We start from the raw sequence: 15,117 nt of genomic DNA on the forward strand, positions 1-15,117 counted from the left end.
TTGAAAGGTTTTTAGGTTTACGGTGGTGTGGTGGAAACATTCGTCAAAATATGGCGCGTTCATTTATACTCCACGCCCTTTTCACTGTTAGTTGTTTCCCTCTTCTGGAGCGCGGATGTCTGCTTTTGAAAGCGCTGTGAATGATCGCTCTGTCGTTGGTTCTGAAGATGTTCCCACCAGTGAATATCCGCGGCCGCCCAGGCGTGAGTTTAAAGCCCGCGGCAGTTTTGTTACCCGCTGCGAAGGCTGCAATTTGCCGGTACTCAATTGCTTGTGCCCGTATAAAGTGAAGGCGGAGAGCGTGGCTCAGGTGTGGCTGTTAACGCACCCCTTGGAGCACTTTAAACCGACCAATACCGGGCGCTTGATTGGCGATGTGATCACCACGACCCAGGTGTTTACCTGGTACCGTACGGCGCCGGATGCCCAGCTAGCCGCGTTGCTGAAAGATCCCCGCTACGCGCCCTTTGTGATTTTTCCGGACGATCAGCCCGACTATGCCGACCGTGTGGTGGGGATAGAAACTGTTCATGCGGCGAAAGCCCAGGCGCGCATCCCGGTATTTGTTATTTTGGATGGTACTTGGCGTCAGGCGCGGCGTATGTTCCGCAAAAGCCCTTACCTGGATGATTTGCCTGTGCTGCCCTTGCAAACCGAACGCGAGACGCGCTATCGGCTGCGCAAACCGGCGTCAAAAGCGCATTTATGCACGGCGGAAGTGGCAATTGAGCTGCTCCGCCAGGGGGGCGATACAGCGGCAGCGGACGTGTTGGATGACTACTTTGATGTGTTCAACGATAGCTATGCGGCGAGCCGATTGCATCATAAAATCGACCCGCCTACTGCGGCGATGCGGCGCCTAGCCGCCAAACAGAGCGCCAGCAATTCGGAATCCGGCCACCCAGGTGCCCACCGCGGAGCCTAGCGTGGCGAGAATAAACACTAGCAGGGTGCGCGATACCCGGTTTTGCCACCAGCCTTTTAACTGGGTGACATCGTGGCGTAGCGATGAAAAATCGCGCACTTTGGGTTTGCGCATAAAGAGCTCAACCCCCGCCGCCACAAAGCCCGCACCGATAGTGGGATTCAGCGAAGTGAGCGGCGCGGCAAAGAAGGTGGCAATCACGGTCACCGGATGCGCCATGGCGATAATGGTTGCGCCGCCGGAGAGAATCCCGTTAATCAGGAACCACTCAACGACCAGTTGCCAGCCAAGGTCGGTGTTGCGGGAAAAACCAATCGCAAAACCGGTCAGCACCAGTGCGGTAATCAACCATGGTAGCGCTTTCCAAATCCTGGACGGCGGCGGGGTGGCTTCCAGCGCTTCGCGCTCGACCTTTGGCTCGGCGGGCAGTGGGGCTTCAAGATGCTCGCCGGTGCCTTTGAGGTGGCCTGCGCCAAGCACCACTAACACGTGTTGGTAGCGCCCCGGCGGCGCCTCCTCGGCCAAACGCAGCGCCATATAACGGTCGCGTTCACGAATCAGCGGTGTATAGAGCGCTTCGGATTCGGCGGCAAACTCGCTGAAGGTGGCCTCCAGCATATCGCCCTCTTTGAGCTTTTCGATATCCTCTTTGGAGATATCCTGGCGGGATAACACGCTGCCCAGCAGGCCTGAGAAGAGCGAGAAGCGCTGCCACCAGGGCACATTGCTGTAAATGCGCTTCAGCGTTATGCCGACATCGCGATCGACCAGCAGCAGCGGTAGCTGACGACGGCTGGCTTCCTCAACGGCGGCACGCATTTCGGCACCCGGCTGAATGCCGGATTGATCGGCAATCCGCTGCTGAAAGGCGCCCAGCGCCAGGCTCGCGGCCACCATGCCCGCTTTACCCTGTTTAAAGACTTGAAACAGATCCTGTTCGCCCATGGCATCCGGGTTAGCCATGCTGTGGTGACGGGCATCGCAGAGCTCAATGGCGACGGCGTCAAACGCACCGCTATCCAATAGGGTGCGAACATCGTCGGCGCTTTCCGCCGACACGTGAGCAGTGCCCAGCAGCGTGTAGCGGGTTTCGCCAATGGTGAACGTTTTTAATGGCCCACTGGTAGGGGGAAGCGGGGTCGCTGTTTCAGCCAGCGACCCCGCCTCTGCGTTGGGCGTTTCTTGGGGAGATGTATCATCGTGGTTCATTAACAGCTCTCAATTCGATCAAATAAGTGGGTCTGGTGGAGGTTCAACGCCGCCAGAAAGCGGGCGTAAACAGCACCAGTACCGTAAAAATTTCCAGGCGACCGAGCAGCATGGCCATGACCAATATCCATTTGGCCAGGCTGGGCATGTCGCCGTAGTGCGTGTGGGATTCACCCAGCGCAGGGCCGAGGTTGTTGAGGGCCGAGCCCACCGTCGACCAGGCGGTTACCTGGTCAACCCCGGTTGCCATTACCCCCACCAGCATTAAAAAGAACAGCAGAACGTAAACCGAAAAGAACCCCCAGACTGCTTGGGCAATGCTGTCGGGAACGCTGACCTTGCCCACTTTGACCGCAATCACCGCGTTGGGGTGAATCAGCCGCATAATCTCGCGCATGCCCTGTTTGATGATCAAAATAATCCGGATAACCTTCATGCCGCCGCCGGTAGAGCCGGAGCAGCCACCTACGAAGGCTGCCACAAACAGCAGAAAGGGCAGGGCACCGGGCCACATGGAGAAGTCGGCAACGCTAAAGCCTGCGGTGGTGGCCACCGACACAACTTGGAAAACCCCGTGGCGCAGGCCGCGCAGCGCGTCATAGGTGTCGGTTAACCAAAGAGAGAGCACGGTGATCACTGACAGCGCGAGCAAAAATAGCATTAAAAAACGCGCTTCGGGGTCGTGAAAGTAGTGCATCAAGCTTTTTTCACGCCAGGCGATAAAGTGCAGGCTAAAGCTGAACGCTGAAATCAACATAAAGCCGACACAGATCATTTCGATGGCGGCGCTATCGAAGTAGCCGATGCTGGCGTCGTAGGTGGAAAAACCACCGATAGCAACCGTCGAAAAGCTATGGCTCAAGGCATCGAACCAGCTCATGCCCGCTAGCATATAGGCAATCATGCAAGCTAACGTCAGCGTGGCGTAGATGTACCACAGCGCCTTGGCGGTCTCGGTGATACGCGGTGTGAGTTTGGAGTCTTTAAGCGGCCCTGGGATCTCGGTGCGGTAAAGCGCCATACCACCCACCCCCAGGGTCGGCAAAATGGCAACGGCCAGAACGACGATACCCATGCCGCCCAGCCACTGAAGCTGCTGGCGGTAGTAGAGAATCGATTCGGGTAAAAAATCGATACCGGTGATCACCGTGGCGCCGGTGGTGGTTAAACCGGAAAACGACTCAAACACCGCATCGGTGATACCCAGTGAACCTTCACCAAATAGCATTAGCGGAAGCGAGCCGAACAGTGCCAGCACCGTCCAGAACATCGCGGCAATAATAAAGCCGTCGCGGATGCGCAGCTCTTTTTGCGAGCGTCGATTAGGCAGGTAGAGCAGCAGCCCGGTGGAGACTGAGATCGCAATGCCGCTAATAAAGGCACTCCACACGCCGTCGCGAAACCACAGTGAGATCAGCGTAGGGGGGAGCATGGTCAGGCTGAACAGCATGAGCAGCAGCCCTAAAATACGCAAAATAACCCGCAGACTCATGGTTGTCGCATGCTCCTGTTATTAGCTGCCATTGGCAGTAGCTCGGGGGTTATCAAAAGAACGTTAAACCGACTTGGAACAGGCGCTCCACATCGCGAATGCGGCGCTTGTCGATCACAAACAGAATCACGTGGTCGCCACTCTCTATCATCACATCGCCGTGGGCGATGATGACCTCTTTGCCGCGCACAATCGCACCAATCGTGGTGCCATCGGGCAGGTCGATCTCACGAATAGTGCGGCCCACCACTTTCGATGACTGCTTATCGCCGTGGGCGATGGCTTCAATGGCCTCGGCGGCGCCGCGACGCAGGGAGTGGACGTTGACGATATCGCCCCGGCGCACGTGGGTGAGCAGGCTGCCGATGGTGGCCTGCTGGGGTGAGATGGCAATATCGATCTCGCCGCCCTGCACAAGGTCAACGTAAGCAGCGTTGTTAATCAGCGTCAGCACCTTCTTCGCCCCCAAGCGCTTGGCGAGCAGCGACGACATGATATTGACTTCGTCGTCGTTGGTCAGCGCGCAGAAGATATCGCACTCTTCGATATTCTCCTCTTCCAGTAGACGCTTGCTGGTGGCACTGCCGTGGAGCACCACGGTGCGATCTAGCCGCTCGGAGAGGGTGGTACAGCGCTCCAGGCTGTGTTCGATGATCTTGACCTGGTGACTATGCTCCAAATGCTCCGCCAGCCGCTCGCCGATATTGCCGCCCCCGGCAATCACGACGCGGCGGAAATCCCGTTCGACCCGGCGTAGCTCGCTCATCACTGCGCGGATATCACGACGGGCAGCGAGGAAGAAGACCTCATCGTCGGCTTCGATCACCGTGTCGCCGCGGGGGATGATCGGCCGGTTACGCCGGTAAATGGCGGCTACGCGGGTATCCACGTTGGGCATATGGCGGCGCAGAAAGGCTAAGTCCTGGCCCACCAGCGGGCCGCCGTAGAAGGCTTTCACCGCCACCAGCTGTACCAGCCCACCGGCAAACTCCAGCACCTGTAGGGCGCCGGGGTGCTCAATCAGGCGGCGTACGTGGTCGGTGACCACCTGCTCGGGGCTGATGAGTACATCAATGGGAATCGCTTCGTGAGCGAAGAGGCCTTTACGGGTCAGGTACGCCGTGGCGCGCACCCGGGCAATTTTGGTCGGGGTGCGGAATAGTGTGTGGGCAACCTGGCAGGCGATCATATTGATCTCGTCGCTATTGGTGACGGCGATCAGCATATCGGCGTCTTCGCAGCCCGCCTGGCGCAGTACAATGGGGTAGGAGCCCGCTCCGGTGACGGTGCGGATATCGAGTTTGGTGTGCAGCTCACGCAGTTTTTTGGCGTCAGTATCAACGACGGTGATGTCGTTCTCCTCGCGGGCGAGGTGCTCTGCCAGTGTGCCGCCGACCTGGCCGGCGCCGAGAATGATGATTTTCATTGCTGAGCATCGGTTCCATTAAAAGCGCCAGCGCGCGATGCCATTAAGACCAAGCGGTAAGGCCGGTCGGTGACCTATCATGCGCTGCAATAAAGACGGCGGCCAGTGTAAACCAGCCGCCGCCGAAAAGCAGGTGGGGATTACTCTAGCGTAAAGCCCACTTTAACCGTGACCTGCCAGTGGGCTACTTGACCATCTTCAATATGGCCGCGGGTATCGACGACTTCCAGCCAACGCATGTGGTTAATCGTTTCTGATGCTTTGGCCAGTGCGTTCTGTACCGCTTCCTCAATACCCTTCTCGGAAGAGCCGGTCAGTTCCACATGCTTGTAGGTGTGATGACTCATAAATGTCTCCTTCCTTGTCATAAATTCACTGCCACACAGCAACAGTTAGCATCTAGGCAGTGCGCTTCTCTAGTCTGGCATAAAAAAAGCCATCGTGACTGCTCTGGGCCGGAAACAGTTGGCGACCCGCGCCGCTGGTGATTCCCCAGGCAACATCGTTAGGCGTGGTGACGTGGGCGTTGGGGGTACGGGCGAGAAACGCCTCGATCTGCTCTCTGTTCTCTTCCGGTAGCACCGAGCAGGTGGCGTACAGCAGGGTACCGCCTTCGCGCAGCATGGGCCAAAGGTTGTCTAACAGCTGGCGCTGAAGCTTGGCAAGCGGCCGGATATCATCCTTGCGGCGCAGCTTTTTGATATCGGGATGGCGGCGAATAACGCCAGTGCCGGAGCAGGGGGCGTCGAGCAGAATGGCATCAAAGGGGGTGCCGCTCCACCAGTCGCGCTCGGTGGCATCGGCGTGTTCTAGCACCGCCTCAACACCCAGGCGGCTGAGCGTATCTTCCACCCGCGCCAAGCGCTGGTTATCGCTATCGATCGCCGTTAGGGCAATATCAAACTGCTCGAGCAAGTGGGCCGTTTTACCGCCTGGCGCGCAGCATGCATCAAGTACGCGAGCGCCTGGCCGTGGTGCCAGGGCTGGGCCAAGCAGTGCCGCTGAGAGCTGAGCGGCCTCGTCCTGAACGCTAACGTGGCCCTCGTCAAAGCCGGGCAACGCGGTGACATCGCAGGGCGTTTCCAGGGTGATGGCGTCTGGGGCGTGGGGGCATAAGTGGCCGTTTAACCCCTGTTCGGTGAGCATGCCCAAATAGGCTTCACGGTCGTTGTAGCGCTGATTGACCCTTAATGTCATCGGCCCAGGGTGGTTGTTGGCCTCAATAATATTGCGCCACTGCTCTGGCCATGCTTGACGCAAGGCGTTGAGGAGCCACGGCGGATGTTCTAGCGCGACGCTCTCGTCCCGGTCTACCTGGGCCTGGAGTGCCTCGGATTCGCGCTGTAGCCGCCGCAAGCAACCATTTAATACGCGAGTGGCCCACTCCTTATTCAGTAAGCGCGCAGCGCCAGCGGTTTCGCCTACCGCCGCATGGGCGGGAATACGCATATACAGCAACTGGTAAATACCCAGCAGCAGCAGCGCCTGAATATCGCTGTCGCGTTTTTTAAACGGCTGTTTCAGCAGCACGCCGGCAAGGGCTTCCAAGCGTGGTAAGCGGCGGCAGGTGCCGAAGCAGAGCTCTTTGAGCAATCCGCGGTCGCGGGCCACCACGCTGTGCTCATCCAGCCCCGCCAGGGAACCCTGGTCGCTAAGCACCGGGGCCAAGGCGCGGGCCGCAGCAGCGCGGACTTCCTGACCACTGCCACCACCTTGAGGGGAGCGCTTTTGGCTCATGGTGCTTCTCCTTCGCTGGCCTGGGCCGCTGGTTTATCAAAAAGAGCATCAAAACGAGCACCAAGACGAGTGCCGGTAGCAAGGCGCGCGTGGCGCGCATTCAGTAAGTCACGTACGGACATGGCTTTACCGCCAGGCAACTGTGCGCTAGTCACACAAAGTACCTCGCGGCCGTTTTGCCCACAGGCAATCCGCAGATGATCATCGCCGTGATTGAGTAGTGTGCCGGGCTCGCAGGCTGGATGCTCGCCCTCTTCGACGTTCGCCATTAGTAGCCGCAAGCGATCATCGCCTAATGCGCACCAGGCCACCGGCCAGGGGTTAAAGGCACGAATCTTGCTGGCGAGCAGGTGAGCTGGCTGGTTAAAGTCGAGCTCGGCTTCCGCTTTGCTCAGCTTGGCGGCATAGGTAACGCCCTCTTCCGGCTGAGGCGTGGCGCGAGCGGTGCCAGTGGCCAGATCGTCCAGGGTATTGATCAGCGCATTGGCGCCTTGAATGGCGAGGCGGTCATGCAAATCGCCGCCGGTGGTGCGCTCTGTAATAGGCGTGCGCACTTCCGTGAGCATCGCGCCGGTATCCAGGCCAGCATCCATCTGCATAATGGTTACGCCGGATACCTTGTCGCCCGCTTCAATTGCGCGCTGAATCGGCGCTGCGCCACGCCACCGGGGCAGCAGCGAAGCGTGAACGTTAATGCAGCCGAGTCGCGGTATGTCCAGCACGGCCTGGGGTAGCAGCAGACCATAGGCGACGACAACCATAATGTCGGCCTCGAGCGCGGCCAGCTCGGCTTGAGCCTCTGGCGCTTTTAACGTTTGGGGCTGATAGACAGGCAGGCTGTGTGCCAGAGCCAGCTGTTTGACCGGGCCGGGCGTTAGCTTGCGGCCACGGCCAGCGGGGCGGTCGGGTTGGGTATACACCGCCACCACCTCGTGCTGGCTTTCCAGCAGCGCGGCAAGGCTGGAGGCGGCGAATTCAGGCGTGCCGGCAAAAACAACGCGCAATCTTGACATAGAGAGAGGGCTACCTGGCTTAGCTGAAATGTAAGTAGGAAAAAGGCTTAGGCGTCCTGCATCTGCTTATGGCGTTTCTGCATTTTCTTGCGGATACGGTCACGCTTTAGCGGCGACAGGTAGTCCACAAACAGCACGCCCTCAAGATGGTCGTACTCGTGCTGGATACAGTGTGCCAACAGGCCCTCCGCTTCCAGTTCGTAGGCATCGCCATTACGATCCAGCGCGTTGAGCTGCACTTTAAGGTAGCGCGGCACTTCGGCGTAATGCTCGGGAATCGACAGGCAGCCTTCTGAGAGCGGCTCTTTCTCGTCGCCAATCGGGGTATAGCGCGGATTGATAAGCACCAGCGGCTGGGAGTTATCGTCGCTGACATCCATGACCACGACACGGCGATGGACATCGATCTGGGTCGCGGCTAGGCCGATACCCCGTGCGTCATACATGGTCTCCAGCATATCGTCGACGAGTTGGCGTACCTCATCGTCGACGGTTTCCACCGGAGCGGCCTTGGTGCGCAGGCGCTCATCGGGGAATTCAAGAATAGGAAGTTTGGCCATGGCGTTACAATCACCGTTATGCTGAGTCTGAATTAAGTCAAGCTAGGCAGTGACGAGCGTCTTCTAACCTAGGTACTTTATGATGGGTCACTATAACATGCTGTCAACGTTTCTGGGCATGCGCACCCGATACGCACAGGGTTTCAGCAGCAACATAATCATCGCGCTGATGCATTTTATTGGGGGAGAGCAGAATGGCGGTAAAGCAATACGCCTATCGGTTAGCTTTAAGCGGTTTGCTGATGAGTGCAGTGCTGCTTTTGAGTGTCGATGCCGCTGCTGGGGAGCGTGATCAAAGCGTCATAAAACTCTCTCCGCAGGTACGTACTTTGCCCCATCGTGAAGCGATCGAACCTATCGTCTTGGAGGAAGCGCGAGCCTTTCTACGCGAGCACCGCGTTGTCGATGATGCCGAGGCGTTGCAGGAGCTGGCCTACGTAGTGGCGGGAGATGATCGCCGCTTGATCAGCGGTGCGGGGGATCGGTTATACGTGCGGGGTGATGTGCCACGCCATGGTCAGTTGGGCATCTATCGGCAGTCGGAGCCCTACCTGGCAATGGATGGCACGCCGCTGGGCTTAGAGCTGATTAACGTGGGCCTCGCTCGCCATGTCAGCAGTGACGGCGATATTGCGCAGCTTGACGTCGTTAGCTCCCATCAGGAAGTACGGGTTAACGATATCGTGTTGCCATTGGAGGCGCGCGAGCTGAGCGAGGAGTTTTTGCCCCGTGCGCCGCTCAATGCCGTCGAAGGTCATGTGATTGCCGTGCCAGGTGGCGTGCGCTTTATTGGCCGTTTCCAGATCGTCGCGCTGGATCTTGGCACCCTGGATGGGTTACAGGCGGGTCATGTGCTGCAAGTCAATCAACAGGGTGAGCTGATTAACGACCCGCGTACCCAAGAACTGGTTCAGTTGCCGAGCAGTGAAGCGGGCACAGTGATGGTATTTAAGCCCTATGATCGCGTCAGCTATGCCTTGGTGACCCAGGCGTCACGGATGCTGGAGGTGGGCGATGAGGTTGGGTCAGCGACGAACTAACGGGCGGTAAATCAAGACGTTTAAAGATAGGAGGGAGTATGGACGCCCAGGCGTGGCTGGTGGTCAATGCGTTGCCGGGTATGGGGGCGCTGAGAATTGCGCAATTATTAGCTCGTCAGCCGCAGTGGCCGGAAGGCTGGCTGGCAGCGCTGCCCAGCCGTGCAGCCAGCGAGTTGCGCCTGTGGCTTGAACATCCCGCCCGCAGCTCGTTGCAAAAGGTGGTTGATGAGGCCCTGGCGTGGCAGCAGAGCGGCCCAAGTCGCCATGTGCTGCATCGCGACCACCCCGCCTGGCCTGCGCTGTTAAATGAGTTGCCCGACCCACCCGTGGTGCTCTGGGCCCAGGGGGATCTTGACGCCCTGGAGGGCCCCAAACTTGCTATAGTCGGCACGCGCCGTCCAACCGGCGAAGGTAACCACAATGCGCAAATTTTTGCCCGAGATCTGGCCCGCCGCGGTTGGTGTGTGGTCAGCGGCATGGCGTTAGGGGTTGACGGCGTAGCCCAGCGGGCGGCCCTGAATGCCGGTGGGCGCACAATTGCCGTACTCGGTTGCGGTGTGGATGTGATCTATCCCGCCTCCCACCGTGATCTTCACGAGCAGCTTAGTTCTCTACCCGGTGGCCTGGTGGTGTCGGAACATCCGCCAGGCACCGTGGCCCGCCCGGCATTTTTTCCGCGCCGTAATCGAATCGTTACTGGCCTCTCACTCGGCACGTTAGTGGTCGAAGCCACCGAAAAAAGCGGCTCGCTGGTGAGCGCGCGGCTCACCTTAGAGCAAGATCGGGAGCTGTTTGTGCTGCCCGGCTCGCTGCACAACGTCCAGGCCCGCGGCTGCCTGACACTGCTGCGTCAGGGCAGCGCCCACCTGGCCTGCAGTGTCGACGACATCATTAGCGATCTTGGCCACTGGGCGGAGGCGTTTATCCCGTCCGATGACGCCACTCAGCCAACCTCACCCGAGCAAGCCGAAAAACCACCTGAACAAGCGCCGCTGCCCGAGACCTTGCCCGACCCCTTATTAATGTCACTCTCGGCCACGCCGACGCCGATTGATCTGTTGGTGCACGCCACCGGTGTGGCGGTCAGCGACTGCCAGCAGCGCTTGCTGATGCTGGAGTTAGAGGGGTGGGTAACCCAGCAGGCGGGAGGCTGGGTGCGGCTGCCAAGGCCATGATAGGATAAAGCCATTAAAGGCATGTTAGCCGTGAGGAGAGAGCATGAGTTTGGCGACCGATCTAGCCCCTGCGATTAGCGCGTTACGTGCCGGTGGGGTGATTGCCTGCCCCACCGAAGCGGTTTGGGGGCTGAGCTGTGACCCCGAAAACGACGCAGCCTTAGCCCATCTAATGCGCATGAAAGAGCGCGACCCCGCCAAAGGCGTTATCCTCGTTGCTGCTAATGTGGCCCAGTTTCAACCCTGGCTGAGCCAGCTCCCCCTTGCGATGCATGCGCCCCTGGCGGCAAGCTGGCCGGGGCCCAATACCTGGCTAGTGCCTGATTATGGTCGCAGCCATGGGCTGGTGCGCGGTGCCCACGACCGTGTAGCGCTGCGGGTGACCGACCACCCGGTAATGAAAGCCTTGTGCGAAGCCTTTGGGGGCCCGCTGGTCTCCACCTCGGCCAATCGTTCGGGGGAGCCGCCCGCCATGAGCGCTGACGAGATTACTAAAATTTTTGGCGATGAAGTGGCTCATGTGGTGCAAGGCGAGCTAGGCGGCAATGCTAAGCCCAGCACCATTAGAGACCTGGCCACCGGTAAAATCATGCGCTCTTAACCGGCTCTCTAACGACTTACTATTCTCCATTCACTATTCACTATTTACCCATTACCACCCACCAATGCCCCAGGAGTTCCCGTGGCCCACGAGCACCTTGATGACGTTAAACGCTACCTTCTTGATCTGCAGGATCGGCTCTGCGCCGGATTGGCGAAAGCCGATGGCGCTGCACAGTTCCAGGAAGATAGCTGGGAGCGTGCAGAGGGGGGCGGCGGTCGATCACGGGTGATGACCCATGGCGGCGTGTTTGAAAAGGGTGGCGTCAACTTTTCCCATGTCTATGGCACTCAGTTGCCGCCTTCGGCCACCGCCGCGCGCCCTGAACTGACCGGGCGCAGCTTTCACGCGGTGGGTGTTTCCTGGGTGCTACACCCGGAAAATCCCCATGTGCCCACCAGCCATGGCAACGTGCGCTTCTTTATTGCCGAGAAAGCCGGCGAGCCGCCGGTGTGGTGGTTTGGCGGCGGCTTTGACCTAACGCCGTTTTATCCCGTGATGGAAGACGTGGTGCACTGGCACCAAGTGGCAAAAGCCGCCTGCGAGCCCTTTGGCGACGACGTTTATGCGCGCTATAAAGCCTGGTGCGACGAGTACTTCTACCTCAAACACCGCGATGAAACCCGCGGCGTAGGCGGACTGTTTTTCGATGACCTGAACGAAGGTGAATTTGCCGACTGTTTTGCCCTTCAGCGAGCGGTGGGCGACAGCTTCTTAGCGGCTTATCTACCCATCGTTGAGCGTCGCAAAAATGACGCCTGGGGCAAGCGCGAGCGGGATTTTCAGCTCTACCGCCGTGGCCGCTACGTGGAGTTCAATTTGGTATGGGATCGCGGCACGCTGTTCGGGCTACAGAGCGGCGGGCGCACGGAGTCAATTTTGATGTCTATGCCGCCAATGGCGCGCTGGGAGTATGCTTTTGAGCCAGAGCCGGGTAGCGCCGAAGCGCGTTTGCAGGCGTTCTTGCAACCCCGTGACTGGCTCGGTGAATTTGCTGGAGATGTCTCCCAACCCATAGCGGAGAGCCATCATGACTGATCGCTACTGCGTGTTTGGCAATCCGGTCAAGCACTCGAAATCACCGCAGATCCACGCCGAGTTTGCCCATCAAACCCAGCAGGCGCTTGAGTACAGCGCTGAAGAGGCGCCGGTGGATGGCTTTGCCAGTGCCTGGCGCGCCTTTATCGATGCGGGGGGGCGGGGTGCCAACGTGACCGTGCCGTTCAAAGAGGATGCCTTCGCGCTGTGCGACACCTTGAGTCACCGCGCCCGTCGTGCGGGGGCGGTGAATACGCTGATTCTGGGCGGCAATGGCCGTACCTACGGCGATACCACCGATGGCATTGGCTTGGTACGCGATTTGGCCTATCACCGCGTGGCGTTAGCGGGAAAGCGTATATTGGTGGTAGGCGCCGGTGGCGCTGTGCGCGGTATTCTGGAGCCACTGCTTGCCGAGCAGCCCAGGCAAGTCGTCGTGGTTAATCGCACCGCCGCCAAAGCCGAGCAATTGGCCAGCGATTTTGCCGATCTAGGGTCTATCCGCGGCGGCGGTTTTGATACCGTGAACGGTACATTTGATGTAGTGATTAACGGCACCAGCGCCAGCCTCTCAGGCGATTTACCGCCATTGCCGGATACGTTGTTTAATGCTAACGCCTGGGCCTACGACATGATGTACGGATCCGAGCCGACCGTGTTTTTACAGTGGGCGGGCCCACGGGGGGCGAAACTGCTCGACGGATTGGGCATGTTGGTCGAACAGGCCGCCGAGTCGTTTTTCCTGTGGCGCAATGTGCGTCCTGAAACCGCGTCCGTGCGCGAAATGCTGCGGCAATCACTTAACTATTCATAGCCGCATCCAACTAACGCTGCTAAAAAAGCGGGGGCGGATACAGTATCCGCCCCCGTTGTTTAGTGACCCTGCTAAATACGCTTCACTTAGCGCGCTTAACGTACAACCCCACCGTACACATCGCCAGCCCCACTACTGAAAGCAGCATGCCGCCATTAACTAACAGCGGCGAGCGTTGGAGCCAGGAGACAAACGGCTGTGGCGTGTCGCGACAGACCCCCTCGAGATAGTCCCAATGGCCGCCATCAAGCTGGCACGCACGGACGTCGTTGAGCTCCCAAAAGTAGACGCCCATTAGCACAAACAGCGGCAATACCAGCAGCAGTAAACCCAGCTTAACCATTTAAACCTCAAGCGCCGTTAAGGACGTGGGCAGTTGGGGGTGCGACCACTGCTGCGCGCCTGTTCATAGCGGGCCAGGGCACGATCCATATTGGCTTGCAGGCCTTCAATGCGCTGGCCCTGTCCTGGGTGGGTCGACATCCAGGGAGGCGGTGATGCGCCGCCCGAAACCGCCTGCATATTTTCCCACAGGGTAACGCTTTCACGTGGATCAAAACCGGCCTGTGCCATTAGATCCAGGCCGATGACATCTGCCTCACTCTCATGGGCTCGTGAGAACGGCAGTACAATGCCGTACTGCGCGCCCATACCGAGTACGCCCATCAATTGTTGACCTCCGGCGGACTGCATGCCCGAGCTACTGGAAATAACTGACAGGCCTAACGAGGTGGCGCTCTCGGTAGAGGCGCGTTCATTGGCATGATTGGCCAGTACGTGACCAATTTCGTGACCAATTACGGAAGCCAACTGGTCTTGGCTAGTGGCAATATCCAGCATGCCGGTATTCACGCCCATATAGCCGCCGGGTAGCGCGAAGGCATTGGGTTGTTCGGATTTAAATACGCGAATTTGCCAATCTAGCTGTTGCTGTTGGGCGGGGAGCTCCGCCACGATGGCGTCGGCAATACACTGCACGTAGCGATGACTGGCCTGATCGGCCGTGGGTAGTTCCTGCTGATACTGCGTGAATGCCTGACGGCCCATCTCGTTTAGTTCGCTATCCGAGAGCAACAACAGTTGTGAGCGCCCGGTAGGCGAGGTAGTACAAGCGGCGATAGACGCACTTAGTGCGGTAATAGCAAGGGGGCGAAGCCAGCGCATAAGACGGTTTCCTTCTAGACGGATAGGTTTCTTGGACACAAGATAACCGCTGATAGCAGTAAATCAATCCCCCCATCATAACCCACCTAGAGGATGAGTATGGATGCTGAATTGGCCACCTCTGAACCAAGGCTAGGTCGCAGACGATCGGCTGCAAGCTCCTAGACACAAATCCTCAACGCTGGGGGACTAACTGCCCGTCGGCACCTACGTTTAGTCGAATGGTGGGCGTTAGCAAACCAGCAGGAAGCCGCATGCCTAAGCCGCGCAGATCCCCTGGCGTGATGGCCAGTTGACTGCCGGGCGGTAGCTCGCCTTGGGAGGCCAGCTGGCTGGCAAGCTCCAGCACGGGCGCCATGCGTTGGGTGTCGGTGGCGAGAACATCAAAGGCAACCGGTAGGCGTAAATTGGCATCGTCGCCAGAGGTCAGCGTGACGTCCTGTTCATAGTTACCTTCCACAGGATCAACGCCAGGCATGTCGAGCATCCAGCGAAAGCCCGACATCTCCACCGGGGGCATACCTGCGGGTAAGCCCAGTCCCATGGCAATGGTGGCCTGAACGGGCAGGCTGCCAGCGCCAAGGCTGGAAGCAATCAGGCTGGTTAGATCACTTGTATCTAGCCCCGCATTGATACTGTAAGGCCCAATGCGAACATCCTCGACCCCCAGTGAGGTTACCGCCAAACGAAACGCAAACAGGCCGGTTTGGGGGAGAGCGAGACAGCCCGTGAGCAGGCTGGCAAAGCCAAACAGGGTCAGCCAACGCCAGTAGCGAGCAATATAAAGCATAAGACTCCCCTTAAGTAGGGCGTAAGGTAGTGGGATATAACAATGCCAAGCGTAAGGTATTGATGCGAACTTACTAGGTTCGGGCTAATAAACGCGGCTATTTGAGGGCCGAAGTCATTTTCTGTCAAGAGAA

General features: G+C 58.7%; 16 protein-coding genes. 6 read left to right on the top strand and 10 right to left on the bottom strand.

Annotated elements, in window-relative coordinates:
- Positions 1 to 115: 115 nt before the first annotated feature.
- Positions 116 to 925 (top strand): tRNA-uridine aminocarboxypropyltransferase, encoded by an 810-nt coding sequence (locus OM794_RS03185; protein WP_226250191.1) that lies wholly within the window; start codon positions 116 to 118, stop codon positions 923 to 925.
- On the opposite strand, the gene OM794_RS03190 is transcribed toward OM794_RS03185, so the two are convergent.
- From OM794_RS03190 to def, 7 genes are all read right to left on the bottom strand, one after another.
- On the bottom strand, positions 860 to 2,134 hold the full coding sequence (locus tag OM794_RS03190; protein WP_226250192.1) for a TraB/GumN family protein: 1,275 nt from the start codon (positions 2,132 to 2,134) through the stop codon (positions 860 to 862). The genes OM794_RS03185 and OM794_RS03190 overlap by 66 nt on opposite strands.
- A 43-nt stretch (positions 2,135 to 2,177) precedes the next feature.
- Positions 2,178 to 3,626 (bottom strand): TrkH family potassium uptake protein, encoded by a 1,449-nt coding sequence (locus tag OM794_RS03195; protein ID WP_226250193.1) that lies wholly within the window; start codon positions 3,624 to 3,626, stop codon positions 2,178 to 2,180.
- A gap of 52 nt (positions 3,627 to 3,678) precedes the next feature.
- A complete protein-coding gene (gene trkA / locus OM794_RS03200) occupies positions 3,679 to 5,052 on the bottom strand; it encodes a Trk system potassium transporter TrkA (RefSeq protein WP_265154250.1) in 1,374 nt (457 codons plus the stop codon).
- A gap of 140 nt (positions 5,053 to 5,192) precedes the next feature.
- Entirely contained in the window at positions 5,193 to 5,399 is a 207-nt protein-coding gene (locus OM794_RS03205) for a dodecin (RefSeq protein ID WP_088700538.1), read from the bottom strand.
- A 52-nt stretch (positions 5,400 to 5,451) separates the two neighbouring features.
- Positions 5,452 to 6,789 carry a 16S rRNA (cytosine(967)-C(5))-methyltransferase RsmB gene (gene rsmB / locus OM794_RS03210; RefSeq protein WP_226250505.1) on the bottom strand — a complete coding sequence of 446 codons (1,338 nt, stop codon included), beginning with the start codon at positions 6,787 to 6,789 and terminating at the stop codon, positions 5,452 to 5,454.
- The gene (gene fmt / locus OM794_RS03215) at positions 6,786 to 7,802 is read right to left on the bottom strand and encodes a methionyl-tRNA formyltransferase (RefSeq protein WP_226250504.1); all 1,017 of its coding nucleotides are present in this window, start codon (positions 7,800 to 7,802) and stop codon (positions 6,786 to 6,788) included. Before fmt ends, rsmB begins: the two co-directional genes overlap by 4 nt.
- A gap of 47 nt (positions 7,803 to 7,849) precedes the next feature.
- Entirely contained in the window at positions 7,850 to 8,362 is a 513-nt protein-coding gene (gene def, locus OM794_RS03220) for a peptide deformylase (protein ID WP_088700541.1), read from the bottom strand.
- A 194-nt stretch (positions 8,363 to 8,556) separates the two neighbouring features.
- Here def and OM794_RS03225 point away from each other — a divergent pair, with 194 nt between their 5' ends.
- The 5 genes from OM794_RS03225 to aroE all read left to right on the top strand — a co-directional run bounded on the left by OM794_RS03225 (position 8,557) and on the right by aroE (position 13,030).
- Positions 8,557 to 9,402: a peptidoglycan-binding protein gene (locus OM794_RS03225; protein WP_226250503.1), complete on the top strand. Its 846-nt coding sequence runs from the start codon at positions 8,557 to 8,559 to the stop codon at positions 9,400 to 9,402.
- A gap of 38 nt (positions 9,403 to 9,440) precedes the next feature.
- Positions 9,441 to 10,577: a DNA-processing protein DprA gene (gene dprA / locus OM794_RS03230; RefSeq protein WP_226250502.1), complete on the top strand. Its 1,137-nt coding sequence runs from the start codon at positions 9,441 to 9,443 to the stop codon at positions 10,575 to 10,577.
- A 43-nt stretch (positions 10,578 to 10,620) separates the two neighbouring features.
- Entirely contained in the window at positions 10,621 to 11,178 is a 558-nt protein-coding gene (locus OM794_RS03235) for an L-threonylcarbamoyladenylate synthase (RefSeq protein WP_226250501.1), read from the top strand.
- Positions 11,179 to 11,259: 81 nt separating this feature from the next.
- Positions 11,260 to 12,216 (top strand): oxygen-dependent coproporphyrinogen oxidase, encoded by a 957-nt coding sequence (hemF, locus tag OM794_RS03240; protein ID WP_226250500.1) that lies wholly within the window; start codon positions 11,260 to 11,262, stop codon positions 12,214 to 12,216.
- Positions 12,209 to 13,030 (top strand): shikimate dehydrogenase, encoded by an 822-nt coding sequence (gene aroE / locus OM794_RS03245; RefSeq protein ID WP_226250499.1) that lies wholly within the window; start codon positions 12,209 to 12,211, stop codon positions 13,028 to 13,030. Before hemF ends, aroE begins: the two co-directional genes overlap by 8 nt.
- Before the next feature lie 82 nt (positions 13,031 to 13,112).
- On the opposite strand, the gene OM794_RS03250 is transcribed toward aroE, so the two are convergent.
- The 3 genes from OM794_RS03250 to OM794_RS03260 all read right to left on the bottom strand — a co-directional run bounded on the left by OM794_RS03250 (position 13,113) and on the right by OM794_RS03260 (position 14,984).
- Positions 13,113 to 13,373 carry a hypothetical protein gene (locus OM794_RS03250; protein ID WP_226250498.1) on the bottom strand — a complete coding sequence of 87 codons (261 nt, stop codon included), beginning with the start codon at positions 13,371 to 13,373 and terminating at the stop codon, positions 13,113 to 13,115.
- Between the two features lie 17 nt (positions 13,374 to 13,390).
- Complete coding sequence (locus tag OM794_RS03255) at positions 13,391 to 14,194, bottom strand: M48 family metallopeptidase (RefSeq protein WP_226250497.1); 804 nt, start codon at positions 14,192 to 14,194, stop codon at positions 13,391 to 13,393.
- 175 nt (positions 14,195 to 14,369) lie between these two features.
- Positions 14,370 to 14,984 (bottom strand): hypothetical protein, encoded by a 615-nt coding sequence (locus OM794_RS03260; protein ID WP_226250496.1) that lies wholly within the window; start codon positions 14,982 to 14,984, stop codon positions 14,370 to 14,372.
- Positions 14,985 to 15,117: the final 133 nt, after the last annotated feature.

This window comes from Halomonas sp. BDJS001 (assembly GCF_026104355.1).
GTDB lineage: Bacteria > Pseudomonadota > Gammaproteobacteria > Pseudomonadales > Halomonadaceae > Vreelandella.

Bases quoted from the DNA above. Each gene is read 5' to 3' on its own strand.
- trkA (WP_265154250.1), bottom strand. From the start codon at position 5,052: ATGAAAATCATCATTCTCGGCGCCGGCCAGGTCGGCGGCACACTGGCA.
- fmt (WP_226250504.1), bottom strand. From the start codon at position 7,802: ATGTCAAGATTGCGCGTTGTTTTTGCCGGCACGCCTGAATTCGCCGCC.
- OM794_RS03235 (WP_226250501.1), top strand. From the start codon at position 10,621: ATGAGTTTGGCGACCGATCTAGCCCCTGCGATTAGCGCGTTACGTGCC.
- OM794_RS03205 (WP_088700538.1), bottom strand. From the start codon at position 5,399: ATGAGTCATCACACCTACAAGCATGTGGAACTGACCGGCTCTTCCGAG.
- OM794_RS03225 (WP_226250503.1), top strand. From the start codon at position 8,557: ATGGCGGTAAAGCAATACGCCTATCGGTTAGCTTTAAGCGGTTTGCTG.
- OM794_RS03250 (WP_226250498.1), bottom strand. From the start codon at position 13,373: ATGGTTAAGCTGGGTTTACTGCTGCTGGTATTGCCGCTGTTTGTGCTA.
- aroE (WP_226250499.1), top strand. From the start codon at position 12,209: ATGACTGATCGCTACTGCGTGTTTGGCAATCCGGTCAAGCACTCGAAA.
- OM794_RS03260 (WP_226250496.1), bottom strand. From the start codon at position 14,984: ATGCTTTATATTGCTCGCTACTGGCGTTGGCTGACCCTGTTTGGCTTT.
- OM794_RS03195 (WP_226250193.1), bottom strand. From the start codon at position 3,626: ATGAGTCTGCGGGTTATTTTGCGTATTTTAGGGCTGCTGCTCATGCTG.
- rsmB (WP_226250505.1), bottom strand. From the start codon at position 6,789: ATGAGCCAAAAGCGCTCCCCTCAAGGTGGTGGCAGTGGTCAGGAAGTC.
- dprA (WP_226250502.1), top strand. From the start codon at position 9,441: ATGGACGCCCAGGCGTGGCTGGTGGTCAATGCGTTGCCGGGTATGGGG.
- OM794_RS03255 (WP_226250497.1), bottom strand. From the start codon at position 14,194: ATGCGCTGGCTTCGCCCCCTTGCTATTACCGCACTAAGTGCGTCTATC.
- OM794_RS03190 (WP_226250192.1), bottom strand. From the start codon at position 2,134: ATGAACCACGATGATACATCTCCCCAAGAAACGCCCAACGCAGAGGCG.
- OM794_RS03185 (WP_226250191.1), top strand. From the start codon at position 116: ATGTCTGCTTTTGAAAGCGCTGTGAATGATCGCTCTGTCGTTGGTTCT.
- def (WP_088700541.1), bottom strand. From the start codon at position 8,362: ATGGCCAAACTTCCTATTCTTGAATTCCCCGATGAGCGCCTGCGCACC.